The sequence below is a fragment of the Paraburkholderia sp. genome (assembly GCF_004298475.1).
Classification (GTDB): domain Bacteria; phylum Pseudomonadota; class Gammaproteobacteria; order Burkholderiales; family Burkholderiaceae; genus Paraburkholderia; species Paraburkholderia denitrificans.
Map to the genome: position 1 here is coordinate 129,710 of NZ_SCRP01000032.1, position 15,830 is coordinate 145,539.

The following is a 15,830-nucleotide window of genomic DNA, read 5'->3' on the forward strand; positions in this document are numbered from 1 at the left end:
GGTGCGGGCAGTCCTTTCCCTTATCCCGTTTAATGAGCCAGGCGAAAGAGGCATTCCGTGCGAACGGAGTGGCCGGCGAGCAGTCAGCTCGTCAGTCAGCGAACCATACTAACGGATGAGAAGTAGCGCCTTACTGTAGATCTAGGGGCGTTTTGCCCTTCAAATCACGGAACTGGCCAAAAGGTGCGGCGAGCATTTTCGGCACGACGTGCCAGCCGCTGTTTGCTTTCCGTAATCTGGTTGCGATGACGGTTGAACTGCTGCGCCGATCCGGCCGATGTCCGACTTCCGTTGACTTCGGTTGACTTCGGTTGACTTCCGTTGACTGCTGCTGGCGTCACTTGCTGGCGTCACTTATCCCGCGTTCGGAATTCGTGTGCCTGTCTCCGCCTTATAGCGCTGCAGCAGTCGTTCCCGTGCATTGAGAAACTGGTCGTAGTAAGGTCGCGAACCCGTTCTGATCGCCGCGAATTTCAGCGCATCGAGCACCACCATTTCCTCGCGGTATTTCCCGTCCAGCAGCCCGTTATCGGCGAGCAGCACGGTCGAATCGTAATTTCTGACTTTCCAGCGGTCCGGCTCGGTGCTCAGGATGATCGACACGATGCGTTCGATCACGAACACCTTGGCAGGCGTCGGCAGCACGTAACTGCGGTCGCTGTTCAGTTGCGCGGCAAGCTCGGTGCCGCGCGCTTCCGCAACGTCGAAAATGCGCTCGCACAGCGTGAGCCAGTGCTGCCAGAAGCGCGGTTTGGCAACGAAGTAATTGCAGTACACCGTTCCGGCGGCGCTCATGACGAGGCCGTTCATGAGCGGTTCGCAATCCCGGTGCGGCGCGATCAGTTTCAGCACGCCTGCGAGCGTCGAGGCGATGCCAGGATGCCAGTATTCGGCCTGCTCGAACACGTTTTTGAAGAACGCGATGTTGCTGAAGTACGGCGAAAATGTGACGACGTCCACGTCGTCGGGCGTATCGGCCAGAAACTGCGCGACCTGTGCGGAGGTCAAGCCGGTTTTTTCCGCGAATTTCGGCGAAAAGAAACCGTAGCGCGCATGCGGATCTAACGTGTTTTCCAGCAAAAAGCGGCGGATCGGCCAGTATTCGTACCAGTCGGGACGCTGTCCGGTGTTGTCGAGCGGAATGAAACCCGGGTCGAGCCTCGCACGCGATTCGGGCGAGTAGAAAATCTGATGGAGGTAATGCTTCATCGAAGTCCCGACGTCTGATTGGGCGTGGCGAGTGCTTCGATGCGCTTGAGTACGCCTCGCTGCAGTTCGAGGAATTTACGGCAATACACCTCATTACCCGTATGAATGGCGGCCAGCTTGAGCGCGTCGAGTTCGATCAGTTCGTTTCGGCAGGCACTGGCAATGTTCGCGTCCGGCATGGACATCGAATCGCAAGGCCGGACCTTCCAGGCGGCGGGGTCGAGGCTCAGGAGCAATGACGCGATGCGCTCGATAACCAGCGTGCGCGCGAGCATGGGCGCCGCGCCCTGCACGGGTGCGTTCAGCAGGCGGGCAAGCGCGCTGTCGCTGGCTTGCGCGGCTGCGAAGATCGCCTCGCACACGCTCAGCCAGCTTTGCCAGAAACGCGGCTTGGCGACGAAATAATTGCCGTACACCGTTTCAACGGAACTCGTGACGAGGTTGCCCAGCACCGTTTTGCCGTCGGCACCCGGCGCGATGGATTCAATCACGCCCTCGAACACCGCTGCGATACCCGGGGTGCCATATTCCGCCTGCTCGAACATGTTCCTGAATAGCGCGGCGCGAGTGAAGCCCGGCGAAAACGTCACGATGTCCACATCGTCCGGTGTGGAAGCCAGAAACTGATGGACCTGATTTGCCGTGAGCGACGTTTTCTCGTGGAAGTCCGCCGGGAAAAAGCCGTAGCGCGCCGCCGGGTCGAGCGTGTTTTCGGTCAGGAAACGGCGGATCGGCCAGTATTCGGGCCAGTCGGCCGATGTGGGCCGCTGCGCCGCGTTGTCGAGCGCGATGAAACCCGGATCGAGCACCGCTCGCGTTTCGGGCGATCGATCAATCTGATAGACGAAATTCTTCATCGCGACGTTCGTTTGCAATACGGACGGTTTGAGGAGGGATGCGCCCGCTACGTCGAACGATTGCGGCGGCTGTCCCGTGCACCAGCGTCGCCACATCGTGCGCAACGCTTCGCTGACGCCGCATGCGACTGCTTCGGCCCGAAACATCGATGAGGCGGCGCAGCGCTCGCGCATGCCCGCGCGCAGTTCGGCCAGCGCGGGCAGATCTGCGGCGAGCGCCGCGCCGCGCCGCAGGAAATCCTGCGCATCGCTGGCCACGAAGTGCTGGAGGTTTGCGTGCGCCATCACCGTTGCGCCGCTGCGGCCCGGCACCGTCCGGCCCGGCCAGGTCAAGGTGGGGACGCCCATCCAGAGCGATTGCAGCGCGGTCGTCAGGCCGCCGAACGGAAACGTGTCGAGCGCGATATCGACTTCGTGGTGCAATTGCAGATAGCTGGCGACCGACGTGCGCGGATGGAAATCGAGCCGCTCGCGCGCGATGCCATCTTGCGCGAACCACGCGGCCAGTTGCGCATCGACGTTGCCATTCACGGGTAACGCCGCGATTTTCAGACGGGCCGCCGGTACGGCGTGCAGTAGTTGCGCCCACAGCGAAATCACGTTGCGCTGCAACTTGTTGATGCGGTTGAAGCTGCCGAAGGTCACATAGCCGTTGCGCAGCGCCGGAAGCGCATTCAGCGGCGGTGCTTCCTGTTCCGGCTGAAACGGCGCCACGGCAGGCAGGCAGACGATTTTCTCGCTGAACTGGCTTTCGAATTGCGCGGGCGGTGCCCAGAAGCGATCGGCGAGAAAGTAGTCGATTGCGGTGAGTCCGGTCGTGCCCGGATAGCCGATCCAGCTTGCCTGCACGGGCGCGGGTTTGCGGGCAAGCGCCGGGAGCCGGTTATAGCCGGTATGGCCGGACAGGTCGATCAGGATGTCGATTCCGTCGGCTTCGACCCGTTGCGCAAAGGCCGCGTCGTCCAGATCGCCGATTTCGCGCCATTCGGCAAAATGGCCGCGCAGCCGCGCCGTGACCGCGTCCGGCTGCACGGTATTCGAATACGCATACAGGCGCAGGCCCGGGTCGCGCGCGAGGTGCGGCAAGACGGGTTCGAGGAAGCTGGCGACGGCGTGCCGACGCAGATCGGCAGAAACGAAGCCGATGCGCAGCGTGCGCTCCGGTTCGCGCACATTGGCGTGGTGCGGCCAGTGCGGCTTGAGCGGTGTTTCGAACGTCTGCGCGAAACCGCGATGCGCGTTGAACAATGCTTCCGGATCGACGTTGCTGCTGTGCGTGAGGCAGAGCAGCAGATTGCTCCAGGTCCCGGCACCGCCTGGCGCGCACTCGAGCGAGCGCCGGAATTGCTGCGCGGCTTCCTCGATGCGCCCGAGGCGCTGGTAGAGCGAGCCGAGCGAGTTCCACGCGAGCGCCGATTGAGGCGCGAGTTGCACGGCGCGCAGCAGGTACGGCTCGGCCTCGCCCGCGCGTTCGGCGGCCATCAGGACGATGCCCAGCAGGCGCGTGCCTTCCGCGTGGGCGGGCGCGATGTCGAGCAGCGTGCGGCAGAGGCGTTCCGCGCCCGCATGATCGCCCTGGGCTTCGAGCAGCGCGGCATAGACTTGCAGCACGTCCGGGTCGCGGGGAATCAGTTCGTGCGCGCGCCGCAAATACGCTTCGCACGTCTGATGCCGGCCGAGCCGATACAGCGTGAGCGCGCGTATTTTCCAGCCGAGCGGGTGTGCGGGGAATTGCTCGATCAACGCGCGCCCTGCGGCATCGGCCTCGTCGAGACGGCCCGCATCGAATAGCGCGACGGCCGATTCGCCTTGCTCGCGGGTCGGGAGCAGGGCGCTCATGAGGCCGGGTTTTGCGTCGTCACGTCGAACGTTTCCGCGGGCAACCCGGCGCACCACCGCTGCCACATCGTGCGCAGCGCACGGCTCACGCTTTGCGCGACGACGTCCGGCTGGAACATCGGCGAGGCGAGGCAGCGCTCGCGCGCCGTGGCGCGCAGTTCGGCGAGCGCCGGGATGTCGTTGGCCAGTTCGACGCCGCGCCGCACGAAGTCCTGTTTGTCGCAGGCCACGAAGCGATCGAGCTGCGCATGGCCCATCACCGTCGCGCCGCTGCGTCCGGGCACGGTTTCGCCCGCGAGCGTCAGCGTCGGCACGCCCATCCACAACGACTGGAGTGCCGTGGTCAGGCCGCCGTACGGAATCGAATCGAAACAGATGTCCACCGCGTAATGCTGTTGCAGGAACACCTGAAGGGAACCGCGTGAGCGGAAGCTGATTCGCTCACGCGCGATGCCCTCCTCGTCGAACCAGGCAAGCAGTTGTTTCGAGCCGGTTTCGTCGCTCGGCATTGCACCGATCTGCATGCGGGCAGTGGGTATCGCGCGCAGCAACTGCGCCCACAGGGCAATCGTGTGGCGCCGCAGTTTTTCGAGCCGGTTGAAGCTGCCGAACGTCACATAGCCATTCGACAACGCAGGCAGTGCGTTGATCGGTGGCGCAATCGTCGAGGCATAGAATGGCGCGACGGCCGGCAGGTAAGCGATCTTTTCGGTGAAACGCGCGCGGAACGCCTCGTTCGGCACCCAGAAGCGGTCGCCGATGAAGTAATCGACGGCGCTTAATCCCGTGGTGCCGGGGTAGCCGATCCAGCACGCCGCCAGCGGCGCGGGTTTGCGTGCGAATACGAGGAGCCGGTTCTCGGCGGTGTGTCCGCCGAGGTCGATCAGGATGTCGATGCGGTCGGCGCGAATCTGCCGGATGACGTCGTCGTCGGGTACGCGGGTGATCGTGTGCCAATGCGCGAAATGCTCACGCAGTTTGGTGGTCACTTGATCGCTGCCCGGCGTGTTGGAGTAGGCGTAAAGCTCAAGACCCGGATCCTTCGCGAGACCTGGCAGCACCGGCAGCAAAAAGTTCGCGACTGCATGGGCGCGCAGATCGGCCGAGACGATCCCGATGCGCAGCCTGCGTCCGGGCTCGCGGGTATTGGGGTGCGCGGGCCATTGCGCCCGGAATTTCGATTCGAAGTGCTCGCCGAAGCGTCGATGCTCGGCGAACAATTGATCCGCGCTCACGGTTTCGTCGTGCGCCAGCGTAAACATCAGGTTGCCCCAGGCGTCGCCATTGTCCGGCGTGTGCTGGAGCGCAAGCCGGAATTGGTCGGCGGCGTCGCCGAGGCGTCCTTGCCTGACGTAGAGCGCACCCTGCGCGACGGCGAGGTTCGTCGGGTCGACCCCGAGTCGGCGCGCCTGCGCGAAGCTTCGCTCGGATTCGTCGAGACGGCCCAGCGAAAACAGGACCACGCCCTGCAGCCGGGCGCCTTCGGCATGATCGGGGTGGAATTCCACCAGTTTCTCGCAAACCGCCAGCGCTTCGCTATGCCGGGCCGCTGCTTCCAGCGTGGCCACGTAGGCATGCAGAACATCGGCGTCCTGGGGGTTCAACGCATAGGCTTCGCCTAAACATTGCCGGGCCTCGTCGAGTTTTCCCACTGAAAACAGCGCGACGCCAAGGACCTTCATTCCCAACGCGTGGCCCGGAAATTGTTTGAGGAAGGCGCGCGCATTTTTTTCCGCCACATCGAAGTGCCGGTCGTTGTACGGCGTGGCAAGCGATTCGATCTGTTTGCGCGTGGGATCCCGCTTCTTGCGCGTGGTGTGCGTGGGTTCGGCCGTTGGCTCCGGTTGTGGTTTTGCGCTCTCCTGGTGGGTGGCCTGGACCGTGTAGTCCGCCGCGGACGTGAGCTGGCCCATCAGGTTGATCAGCTGGTCCACCACGGGCCCTTGCAACCCATGGCGCTGCCCGAGTTCCAGAGCCACCCAGGCGGCCTTCAGCCGCTTCGCGTGAATCAGCGCATCGATGTAGTTCGCCCAGTACTGGCCGTTGTTCGGGTTGATGCCGAGCGCCGTTTCGAGCCGTGGCAGCGCCTCAAGCGGCCGGCCGAGCGCAAGCAGGGCCATGGCGATCCCGTGGTTCGCGTCCGGATAGTGCGGATACACCGCCAGTACGGTTTCGAATTGCCGGATCGCTTCTTCATGCTGCCCGGCACGGCTTGCCGCCCCTGCTGCGAACATCGCTTCGGCCGCTGCGAGGTGCGTTGCCAGCTGAGGATCGGGCGGCAGCAGCAGCGCCGCCTGGCGCAGCAGGTCGCGCGAGCCCGGCAGATCGCCGCGGCGCAGGCGGTCGTAGGCGAGCGTCTTCCACCCGTAGCCCTCGTTGGGAAGGATCTGCGTCATCTGACGCGCAATCGCACAGGCGTCGTCGTGCTGTTCGATCGACGTGAGCTTGTCGATCGTGGCGACGAAGTCGTGCACGAGCGCGGCGCGCTGATCGGCGGGGAGCGTGGCGGCGAGAGACGAGATGTCGGCGTTAGCCGAATCGGCTAGGGCAAGCGGCGTGGCGGTCATGGCAGGGCGGACAGAGAAGCATGATCGCCGAGTGTAGCCGCACGCCGGGCGCGGCAATTGACCGAGCAGGCGCTGGTTTGTCCGGCAATTCAGACGCTGCGCGAACCCCGCGCGGACAGGGACGGCGGCGGCCACGGCGTGCCGCCGGGGACCGGCAACGGGAGGTTTAGAGCCGGGCCGCGCGCTGGTAGGCGGCGGCGCCCGAAGCGTTGCTCATCGCCGCGCGGAACTCGGAGGAAAGCACCGAACGAGCCGTCTCGGCCCGCTGGTTGATGGCGATCGTCAGGGTCTGGATCCGCTCGATGGCGGCCCGGACCTCCGGCGTTTTCGGCTCGCTCAGCGACAGCAGAAGCGGATTGCGCTCGCGCGCGAGGCGCGCGGCGCATTCCCAGTCGTCAGTCTGTGCTGCGTGCTCCATCTGAAGCGTCAGATCGAGCACGCGCTCGAGCAGGTCGGGCGCGTTCATGCAATGGTCAGTCCGTCTTACGAGCTCTTGTTCAGCGTGCCCGTGTTGTTGGCGCCGCCGAACAATTGCGTCAGATACTGCGTCTCGTTGTTGGTCGTCGACATGATGCTGTTCAGCAGCGTGAACTGGTCCTGATACATCGACGTGAGCTGCGTAATGTACGTCTGCAGCTTGGTCGTCTGTGTCGTGACGCTCTTCAGATCGTTGCTCAGTGCGGTTTCGCGCAGGGAGATGGCGCCGCCCGTCTGCGTGAACGTCTTGAGCTTCGAATAGAGCTGCTGGCCGATGCCGTTCTTCGAATTGAACACCGCCGCGACTTTCGACGAATTGTTCTGCAGCGCGTTACCGAGCGTCGTCGAGTTCAGTGTCAGCGTGCCGTTCGAGTTCAGCGTGACGCCGAGATCCGAGAGCGTGGCGGTCACGCCCGAGCCCTTGATGCGCCCGCCGATGATCGTGCCGAAGCTCGAGGTGATCGCATTGATCATCGAATCGCCGAGCATCGTGCCGGACCCGGTCGGGTTGGTCGCGTCGAACTGGGTCAGCGAGCTGATCGTGCTGACCACGGTGTTGTAGCTGGACACGAACGTGCTGATCTCATTGGCCATCGTCGTCGTGTCTTGCGCGACGGTCAGCGTCTGGTTCGTGCCCACCGCTGCCGACGAGAGGCTCAGCGTCACGCCGGACAGCGAATTGACGGTGTTCAGCGCGCTCGTGATCTGCGTGCCGTTGATCGTGAGCTGGGCGCTTTGCGCGGCCGACGTCTGGGTCCAGCCGGCGCCGCTGAGCGCGATGATCGACGATGCGCCGACTGACGTGCCGGTGGCCGGCGCGGGGGTCGACGGGGGCAACGCCTTGGCGATTGCCGTGAGCATCGGGTCCGTCGAGGGATTCGCCGTGACCGTCACGGGCGCGGCGGAGCTGCCGCCCGGCTGGGTGACGACGAGGTGCTGCTGTCCGCCGCTGTCCGTGACGACGCTGGCGGTCACCTTCGCGCCAGAACCGGCCGTGTTGATTTCGGACGCGATATTCGCCAGCGTGTCGCCGGCCTTGGGCGTGACCGAAAACGAGCTGCCGCCGACGCTGATGGTCAGGCTGGCGCCGTTGCCGCTCGCCGTCGGCGTGCCGGCAATACCGGCTGACGCATAGGTGCCGCCCTGGATCGTCTGCACGTTGCCGAGCTTGGCGAGTGCGCTGGTGGGGGAGTCCGGCTTGACCGATACGTTGATCGTGTTGGCCTCGCCGGTCAGCGTCGAACTCAGCACAAGGTGCGAGCCGTCCGAGCCGGTCACGATCGAAGCCGAAATGCCCGGGTTGGTGCTCGACGAATTGATGGCCGAAACGATCTGGCTCAGGCTCTGGCTGCCGGAGCCGATCTTGAGCGTCATGGACTGGCTGCCGACCGAAATCGTCATCGAGCCGGTGCCCATCGCCGCGGTGCTGGCGACCGGAATGGCAGCCGACGTGAGGCTCTGCGTCTGGGCGATCTGGCCGACATACACGGCGTATCCGCTGGCCGACGCGCCGGAACCGGCGGTCGCGGCGATGCCGTTGCCGCTCGCGCTGGCCGTGAATGCGTTCATCAGCGCGCCGCTCTGAAGCGGCGTGAGCGCGGCCTGCAATCCCGCCAGCGAGGCGGAGAGCTGGCCGATATTGGAGATTGCGGCGTTGTCCATCGCCGCCTCGATTTGCAGCGACGCCTGCTGGCCGGCCACCTTCGCATTGACGAGCGCGGTGACCATGCTTTGCGGATCGAGAGAAGTATTGCCGGTCGAGCCGCTGATCAGCGATTGCCCGGCTTGTTTCAGCGCCTGCTGCGCGGCGGCCGATGCAGCCTGTGCGGCGGCCTGGGCCGAAGCCACGGTTGGGGTCTGGCTCGACGTTCCGGAAATGGTCGACACGGCATACTCCTCGTCTGGCGCCGGCCGGCGTGCGGTCCGGGCCAAAAATTCGGGATCGGGTGCGCGCGGATCTGCGAATTCTGCACGCGTCCTGGGATGAAGCGAAACCTGAAGCGAAACGGACAAGCGCTGGGAGAACCCGGCCGCTTGTCCGCGCTCGCCCCTGTGAACAGGGGCGAGGAGAGCTTACTGCATGCGGCCTTACTGGAGCAGCTTGAGGATCTGCTGCGGCTGCGAGTTCGCCTGGGCCAGCACCGAGATGCCGGCTTGCTGCAGAACCTGCGCCTTGCTCATTGCAGCCGATTCAGATGCGAAGTCCGCGTCCTGAATCGTCGACTGTGCGCTCGACATGTTCGTCGAAGCAGCTTGCTGAGCCGTTGCCAGACCGGTGAAGCGGGTCTGGACCGAACCGAGCGTGGCGAGCTGGTTGGCGATCGTGGCCAGTGCGTTGTTGACGACTTCGAGGCCGAGGTTCGCGCCTGCAACCGTGCTGACGTTGATGTTGGCAACGTTGGTCGGTGCGTTGTTCTGGTTGATCTGGCCAAGGGTCGAGACCACGCCCGACTTGTCGGCGGTTGCCGTCGTCGAGGCGCCGCCCGTCGAACCCACCTTGCCGTCGAACGTGTTTTCCACGCCCGTGGCGGAGACGAGGCTCATGTTGCTTGCGCCGGCGTTGCTGAACATGCCCTGAACGGCGTTGTTCGAGATCTGGTTGCCGTTCTGGTCAAGGAACAGCATGCCCTTGTTGCCGTCGGATTCGACGGTGATCGACGTGATCACGCCTGCGGTGCCCGGGGTCGTTTCGTCCTTGCCCGTCGACGGATCGATGTTGAGGCCCGAAATCGTGCCGAACACCGTACCCGTCAGTGCCGTGGAGCCTGCGGTGTTGAATGCGGTGTCGATCGACTTGATCGCGTTGCTGGCCAGCAGGCCGCTCGTTGCATTCGAATTCAGTTCGATCGACGTGACACCGCCGCTCGTCACCGTCGAGAACAGGGTGCCCGACGTGCCCGACGACAGAACCTGGTTGTTCTGGTCGGTGTAGATGAAGCCGCCTGCGCCGTTCGACACCACGTTGATCGACGTGATCGAGCCCGGGTTGCCCGACGTGTTCGACGAGCCGTCCGTGTTCAGGTTCAGGCCCGTGAGCTGGCCCAGCGTGTTGCCGGACTGGACATAGCCGCCGCCGATATTGGCAGCCGAGAGGCTTTGGCTCATGTCGAGCGAAACGGTCTGACCGACGTTCACGCCGACTTGCACGTGCAGCACGCCAGCCGTGCCGTTCAGCAGGTTCAGGCCGTTGAACGTGGTTTGCGAAGCGATACGGTTCACTTCAGCGATTTGCTGCGAAACCGTCTTCTGGTACGACTGCATGTTGGCAGCCGTGTTATCCGGTCCCAGTGCATTGTCGGCAGCCTGGTAGATCGACTGGAGTGCGTTCTGGATCTGCATCAGCGTCGAACCGGCCGTCTGGACCATCGAAACCGCGTTGTTCGCGTTCGCAACACCTTGGTTCAGGCCGTTGATCGACGTTTGCAGCGTGCTGGCAATAGCGATACCTGCGGGATCGTCTGCTGCGCTGTTGATGCGCTTGCCCGACGACAGGCGCGTGATCGCTTCCCTGAGCGCGCTGCCGGTGTTCGTCACGTTGTTTTGTGCAATCAGCGACGATACGTTGGTATTGATCGAGAGCATTTAATTCTCCGTTGAGGCTTTAGTCTGTGAACTTGGGCCACGTTGCAATCGGCGGAAGCACACTACTTCATTGCTGGCCGCCTCAGTGAAGGTTGACGGCGCTGGTAAACAAAACTTGAGGCCCGGATGCAAACATTGGTGTGAAGGAAGGGTTATGCACCTTCCAGGCGCCGGCGTCTGCAACCCGCCGGGAGCCGGCGTATGCTCGATATTCCGGGCTTGCAGCGGCCCCGACACTCATATGGAGACATCGTCCATGGAACAGCGCAGGATCGGCACTTCCGCCTTGCAGGTCGCACCGCTCATGTTCGGCGGCAACGTGTTCGGCTGGACCGCCGACGAAGCAACCTCGTTTTCGATTCTCGACGCCTTCACGGACGCAGGCCTGAACTTCATCGACACCGCGGACGTTTACTCGGCCTGGGTGCCCGGCAACCGGGGCGGGGAATCGGAGACGATCATCGGTAAGTGGTTCGCGAAAACCAGCAAGCGCGAGAAAGTGGTGATCGCAACCAAAGTGGCGAAGTCCGCGCAGCGCCCGGGCCTGTCGGCGTCCAACATCGCGGCGGCCGTGGAGGACTCGTTGCGGCGCTTGCAGACGGACTATATCGACGTCTATTTCTCGCACGAGGACGACCAGAAGGTGCCGCTCGAAGAGACCCTGGGCGCGTATCAGCGGCTGATCGACGCGGGCAAGGTGCGCGTGATCGGCGCGTCGAACTACAGCGGCGCGCGTATCGAGGAGGCGCTGGCCGTCGCGCGCAAGAGCGGGTTGCCCGCCTGGCAGATTATTCAGCCTGAATACAATCTGTACGACCGTGCGCACTACGAAGCCGATCTCGAACCGGTCGCGCTCGCACAGCAGCTTGCAGTCGTGCCCTATTACAGTCTCGCAAGCGGCTTCCTGTCGGGCAAATACCGTTCGCGTGAAGATCTGGCCAAGAGCGTGCGCGGCTCGCGCGTCGAGAAATATCTGGACCACCGCGGCATCCGGATTCTGGCGGCGCTCGACCACATCGCCCAGCGGCACGGCGCGACGCTGGCGGCCGTGGCGCTCGCGTGGCTGATCGCGCGGCCCAGCATTACGGCGCCGATTGCGAGCGCGACCTCGCTCGAACAGCTGCAAAGCCTTGCGGCGGCGGTGCGCCTGAAGCTCGATCCCGCCGATATTCAGGCGCTCAACGACGCGAGCGCATAGATGGGTGATTTTCTAAGTGCCTGATCCGAATGGGGAAAAAGAACGAGGCGAGGCGCAATCCTGTGCGAATCCTGATTTTTCAGGTACAATCCCCGGCTCGATGGAATTTTTACCCAAATTTTTTATTCGTCGCGCCTTTAGGGGGTGATTCTTGCTGCGACGAAACAGGTGGGGTAGCGCCCGTAGTATTGGTAGCTTCGGAAGTGGCTCCTCACCGGCATGAGGTGGATGCAGGCAGATGCATGAGGCCCATGCCATTCGTGCAAGACCAACCCGATTCAGTAATTTAAAGGTATAGAAATGACGACGATTCTCCTGAAAGAAAACGAGCCGTTCGAAGTTGCGATCCGTCGCTTTCGCCGTGCAATCGAAAAGAACGGCCTGATCGCTGAACTGCGTGAGCGCCAGTCGTACGAAAAGCCGACGGCTGTTCGTAAGCGCAAGAAGGCCGCTGCAGTCAAGCGCCTGCACAAGCGCCTGCGCAGCCAGCAGCTGCCGAAGAAGCTCCACTAAGCTTTTTCGCGTTTCAAGCGTTCCGCCGACGGCGGCGCATGCTTCGTCAGAAGCTGCGCCGCCGTTTGCATTTGGGGCGGCGGCGCGTCCATCACGAGGGCACGATCAGGCGTTATACGTTACGCGCCGCACGGCGCGGCTTGCCCTGCGCCGCGCAGTTCGCATGGCAGATGCAGTTGCGCTCATGGTCGTTGACCATGCCCACCGCCTGCATGAACGCATAGCAGATCGTCGTGCCGACGAATTTGCAGCCGTATTTCTTGAGCGCCTTGCTGAGCGCGTCCGAGATATCCGTAGAGGCCGGCGCGTCGCGATACGAGGGCCAGTCGTTCTGGATCGGTGTGTCGTCCACGAACGACCAGATGAATTTCGCAAGCGAGCCGTGCTCGGCCTGAATTTCCAGCACCGCACGCGCATTGACGATGGCCGCCTCGATCTTGGCGCGATTGCGCACGATGGATGCGTCCTGCATGAGCGTTTCGACGTGCTTCGGCGTGAAGCGCGCGACTTTCTGGATGTCGAACTGCGCGAATGCACGCCGGTATCCCTCGCGCTTGTTCAGGATCGTGGACCACGAAAGACCCGCCTGTGCGCCCTCCAGCACGAGCATCTCGTATAGATGCTGGTCGTCGCGCGACGGCACGCCCCACTCGGTGTCGTGGTAATGCGCCATCGCTTCGGTCGTCGCCCAGTTGCAGCGCTGCGCTGCCCCGGTCACGTCGCTTACGCCAGTCACGTCGGTCACGTCGATCTCTCCTTGCCGCCAGTTCGTTCAGTTCACGCCAGCATAGCGGATCGCGAATGCCGGGCCACCCTGGTCATCCGGCCAATTGTGCGAACGCCACGGACCCGTTAGTCTCTGCGGCACGGCTCATCACCAAACAGACCCGCAACAGACGCGGCACTCATCATCATGCAGACACACACCTGGCTGATCGGCGTGGACGGCGGCGGCACCGGCACGCGCGTGGCGCTCGGCGACGCGAATGGCGCGGAGCTCGCGCGCGCCGCCGCCGGCCCTTCGGGCCTCGGGCTCGGCATCGCCCGCGCGTGGGAATCCATCGAGTCGGGTTGCCGTGCCGCGTTCGCCAACGCGGGGCTTACGTTCGACTGGTCGCGCTGCGTGCTCGGCTGCGGGCTCGCGGGCGTGAACAACCCGGACTGGCTCGCCGCGTTTCGCCAGCAGGTGCCGCAGGTGGCGGGCCTCGCCGTGGAAAGCGACGCCTACACGACGTTGCTCGGCGCGCACGGCGGCGAGCCCGGCGTGGTGGTTGCGCTTGGCACGGGCAGCATCGCCGCTGCTCTCGACAGTACGGGCGCGTGCCGGATCGCAGGCGGCTTCGGCTTTCCGTCCGGCGACGAGGCGAGCGGCGCCTGGTTTGGCCTGCGTGCAATCGTCCGGGCGCAGCAGGCGCTGGATGGCCGCGCGCCGCTCGATGCCTTCGCACAGGCGCTGCTCGCCCACACCGGCTCGACCGATCGCGACAGTCTCATCGTCTGGCTGTGCGCGGCGAACCAGACTGCCTACGCCAGCCTCGCGCCCGTGGTGCTCGCGCATCGCGAGCATCCGTTTGCCGCGAAGCTACTGGCCGAAGCGGGCGAAGCCATCGCGCAGTTCATCGGCGCGCTCGACCCTACTGCCACGTTGCCCGCGGCGCTCTCGGGCGGGCTTGGCCAGCCGCTGCGCGAATGGGTGCCGCAGGCGGTGCGCGCGCGGCTGCGCGCGCCACTCGCCGATTCGGCGAGTGGCGCGCTGCGGCTCGCGCAGCGCGAAGCCGCACGACTTGCGCAGGCATAGACGTAAGCGCGGCAAGCGTAGTAAGCGTGGACTAGGAGGCGGCGCGCCGGGCGCAACGCCAGTTCGTAATTAGGGAGCAGAAATCGAGCAGGAACGAACGGCGCAGCGTTACTGAGGCGGTGTTAGCATTAAGCGTTTAACATCTGCTGCCCGACGACTCCCATGTACAAGGTCATCGCAACCGATCTTGACGGCACGCTGCTCAACTCCGATCACCAGCTCGATCCGTTCACGGTTGCCACGCTCAATACCCTCGACGCACAAGGTCTGCGGTTTGTCATCGCGACCGGGCGCCACTACTGCGACGTCGCCGGCATCCGGGATCTGCTGGGCATCCGGCCGTATCTGATCACCTCGAACGGTGCGCGCGTCCATGCACCGGACGATACGCTGATCGACGCCGCGAACCTGCCCGAAACGATCGTCCAGCGTCTGGTCGCGCCCGAGGTAACCGGCACGCACGGCCGCGTGATCGTGAGCCTCTTCGCCGACGATGCCTGGTTCATCGACCGCGACGCGCCCGAACTGCTCGCTTTTCACCAGGATTCGGGCTTTACCTATCGTGTGACCGATCTGCGCACGCATGACGGCGTGGGCATCGCCAAGGCGCTTTATATCGGCGACCCCGCCGATCTCGCGCAGGTATCGCAGCGGCTCGCGGACGAATTCGGCGACGCGCTCTACGTCACGTATTCGCTGCCGGATTGTCTCGAAGTGATGGTGGCGGGCGTTTCGAAGGGGCGCGCGCTGCGCGTCGTGCTTGAGCGGCTCGGCGTCGCGACGGCGGGCTGCGTCGCGTTCGGCGACAACATGAACGACATCGACCTGCTTGAAACAGCCGGGCATCCGTTCATGATGAACAACGCGAATCCCGATCTCATCGCACGTCTGCCGAAGGTTCCGCGCATCGGCAACAACTTCGAAGCGGGCGTTGCGCGGCATCTGCGCAAGCTTTTCGCGCTCGGCGACGAATCCGTTTCGTAAGCCAGGCGCGTCAGCGCGCGGGCGGCAGTGCGGCACAGGGGCAGTCGTCGGCGCGGTCGTCGAGGTCTTCGTGCTCGTGCGAGAAATGCGCCCGTGGCGTGCCGCCGCTCCAGTCGATGCGCACGACGTAGATGCTGTCGAAATCGTTGCTTTTCCATGACGGTACGTCGCTGGCTGCGCCGCCGTGCGCGCCGACGATCTGCCGCGCCAGCTCCTCGACCTCGCGATGTTCCCAGGCCACGAGCACGGTCCGGTTCGCCCACTTCGGATCGATGAGCGCGCCGCCAAGCTCGCCAATCTGCGAAAAGCCGTACGGCGTCTGCACCGGCAGGCCGAACTGGATCGCGGTTGGCTCGATGGTCGCGAGCGGGCGCACGTAGTAGTATGGCTGGCCGTTGTCGTTTTTGCGCTCGCCCGGGTCCGGTGCGTAGATGGCGTCGGGCTTGCCGTATTTCGCGGCGATCACCGCCGGCAGCGCAAGCGCGCGATTCAATCCCTTGCAGCTGAGCTGGCCGAGACCGGTGGGCGGTTTTTCGGCGTGCCGGACGAATACGAGCGTTTCGATATTGCTTTGCGCCGAGGGTGCTGTGGGCGCTGTGGGTGCAGCGGCCGCTTTCGTGCAGACGCTTAACGCCGCCGCGAAGCACAGGACGATGCGGATAAGCGAGGCGAAGGAGCGCTCCATGGTGCGGGCCGTGGCGGGAAGATCGGTGGGTCGCCCGATTCTAGCAGCGCGTGCGGGCAGCCGGGCCGGAAAGGAAGACGGGCGCCGTGGCGCCCGTTCTCATGTGCGGGCGGCGCCGTCG

12 protein-coding genes are annotated in these 15,830 nt (G+C 64.3%); 4 read left to right on the forward strand and 8 right to left on the reverse strand.

The window, feature by feature from the left end:
• Positions 1 to 354: 354 nt before the first annotated feature.
• From EPN59_RS15960 to EPN59_RS15985, 6 genes are all read right to left on the reverse strand, one after another.
• The gene (locus tag EPN59_RS15960; RefSeq protein WP_293034296.1) at positions 355 to 1,209 is read right to left on the reverse strand and encodes a hypothetical protein; all 855 of its coding nucleotides are present in this window, start codon (positions 1,207 to 1,209) and stop codon (positions 355 to 357) included.
• Positions 1,206 to 3,905 (reverse strand): tetratricopeptide repeat protein, encoded by a 2,700-nt coding sequence (locus EPN59_RS15965; RefSeq protein ID WP_293034295.1) that lies wholly within the window; start codon positions 3,903 to 3,905, stop codon positions 1,206 to 1,208. The genes EPN59_RS15960 and EPN59_RS15965 overlap by 4 nt, the downstream gene beginning before the upstream one ends.
• Positions 3,902 to 6,472: a tetratricopeptide repeat protein gene (locus tag EPN59_RS15970; protein ID WP_293034294.1), complete on the reverse strand. Its 2,571-nt coding sequence runs from the start codon at positions 6,470 to 6,472 to the stop codon at positions 3,902 to 3,904. Before EPN59_RS15970 ends, EPN59_RS15965 begins: the two co-directional genes overlap by 4 nt.
• Before the next feature lie 166 nt (positions 6,473 to 6,638).
• Positions 6,639 to 6,938, reverse strand: coding sequence for a flagellar protein FliT (gene fliT, locus EPN59_RS15975; protein WP_293034293.1), 300 nt, complete (start codon positions 6,936 to 6,938; stop codon positions 6,639 to 6,641).
• A gap of 17 nt (positions 6,939 to 6,955) precedes the next feature.
• Positions 6,956 to 8,836: a flagellar filament capping protein FliD gene (fliD, locus tag EPN59_RS15980; RefSeq protein WP_293034292.1), complete on the reverse strand. Its 1,881-nt coding sequence runs from the start codon at positions 8,834 to 8,836 to the stop codon at positions 6,956 to 6,958.
• Positions 8,837 to 9,037: 201 nt separating this feature from the next.
• The gene (locus tag EPN59_RS15985; protein WP_293034291.1) at positions 9,038 to 10,531 is read right to left on the reverse strand and encodes a flagellin; all 1,494 of its coding nucleotides are present in this window, start codon (positions 10,529 to 10,531) and stop codon (positions 9,038 to 9,040) included.
• Positions 10,532 to 10,787: 256 nt separating this feature from the next.
• Between EPN59_RS15985 and EPN59_RS15990 the strand changes: the two genes are divergently transcribed.
• Positions 10,788 to 11,729 carry an aldo/keto reductase gene (locus tag EPN59_RS15990; protein WP_293034290.1) on the forward strand — a complete coding sequence of 314 codons (942 nt, stop codon included), beginning with the start codon at positions 10,788 to 10,790 and terminating at the stop codon, positions 11,727 to 11,729.
• A 300-nt stretch (positions 11,730 to 12,029) separates the two neighbouring features.
• Positions 12,030 to 12,242: a 30S ribosomal protein S21 gene (gene rpsU, locus EPN59_RS15995; RefSeq protein ID WP_124151438.1), complete on the forward strand. Its 213-nt coding sequence runs from the start codon at positions 12,030 to 12,032 to the stop codon at positions 12,240 to 12,242.
• Positions 12,243 to 12,354: 112 nt separating this feature from the next.
• On the opposite strand, the gene EPN59_RS16000 is transcribed toward rpsU, so the two are convergent.
• A complete protein-coding gene (locus tag EPN59_RS16000) occupies positions 12,355 to 12,978 on the reverse strand; it encodes a DNA-3-methyladenine glycosylase I (protein ID WP_293034335.1) in 624 nt (207 codons plus the stop codon).
• A 177-nt stretch (positions 12,979 to 13,155) separates the two neighbouring features.
• On the opposite strand from EPN59_RS16000, the gene EPN59_RS16005 reads away from it, so the two are divergent.
• Positions 13,156 to 14,040 (forward strand): BadF/BadG/BcrA/BcrD ATPase family protein, encoded by an 885-nt coding sequence (locus EPN59_RS16005; RefSeq protein ID WP_293034289.1) that lies wholly within the window; start codon positions 13,156 to 13,158, stop codon positions 14,038 to 14,040.
• Positions 14,041 to 14,202: 162 nt separating this feature from the next.
• Positions 14,203 to 15,024, forward strand: coding sequence for a Cof-type HAD-IIB family hydrolase (locus EPN59_RS16010; protein ID WP_293034288.1), 822 nt, complete (start codon positions 14,203 to 14,205; stop codon positions 15,022 to 15,024).
• Between the two features lie 10 nt (positions 15,025 to 15,034).
• Here EPN59_RS16010 and EPN59_RS16015 read toward each other — a convergent pair whose 3' ends face one another.
• Entirely contained in the window at positions 15,035 to 15,709 is a 675-nt protein-coding gene (locus tag EPN59_RS16015) for a histidine phosphatase family protein (RefSeq protein ID WP_293034287.1), read from the reverse strand.
• Between the last annotated feature and the right edge of the window lie 121 nt (positions 15,710 to 15,830).

What these genes read in the sequence shown, in the direction of transcription:
- EPN59_RS15970 (WP_293034294.1), bottom strand. Translation starts at nt 6,472, where the DNA reads ATGACCGCCACGCCGCTTGCCCTAGCCGATTCGGCTAACGCCGACATC.
- EPN59_RS16015 (WP_293034287.1), bottom strand. Translation starts at nt 15,709, where the DNA reads ATGGAGCGCTCCTTCGCCTCGCTTATCCGCATCGTCCTGTGCTTCGCG.
- EPN59_RS15985 (WP_293034291.1), bottom strand. Translation starts at nt 10,531, where the DNA reads ATGCTCTCGATCAATACCAACGTATCGTCGCTGATTGCACAAAACAAC.
- rpsU (WP_124151438.1), top strand. Translation starts at nt 12,030, where the DNA reads ATGACGACGATTCTCCTGAAAGAAAACGAGCCGTTCGAAGTTGCGATC.
- EPN59_RS15965 (WP_293034295.1), bottom strand. Translation starts at nt 3,905, where the DNA reads ATGAGCGCCCTGCTCCCGACCCGCGAGCAAGGCGAATCGGCCGTCGCG.
- EPN59_RS15990 (WP_293034290.1), top strand. Translation starts at nt 10,788, where the DNA reads ATGGAACAGCGCAGGATCGGCACTTCCGCCTTGCAGGTCGCACCGCTC.
- fliT (WP_293034293.1), bottom strand. Translation starts at nt 6,938, where the DNA reads ATGAACGCGCCCGACCTGCTCGAGCGCGTGCTCGATCTGACGCTTCAG.
- EPN59_RS16010 (WP_293034288.1), top strand. Translation starts at nt 14,203, where the DNA reads ATGTACAAGGTCATCGCAACCGATCTTGACGGCACGCTGCTCAACTCC.
- EPN59_RS16005 (WP_293034289.1), top strand. Translation starts at nt 13,156, where the DNA reads ATGCAGACACACACCTGGCTGATCGGCGTGGACGGCGGCGGCACCGGC.
- EPN59_RS15960 (WP_293034296.1), bottom strand. Translation starts at nt 1,209, where the DNA reads ATGAAGCATTACCTCCATCAGATTTTCTACTCGCCCGAATCGCGTGCG.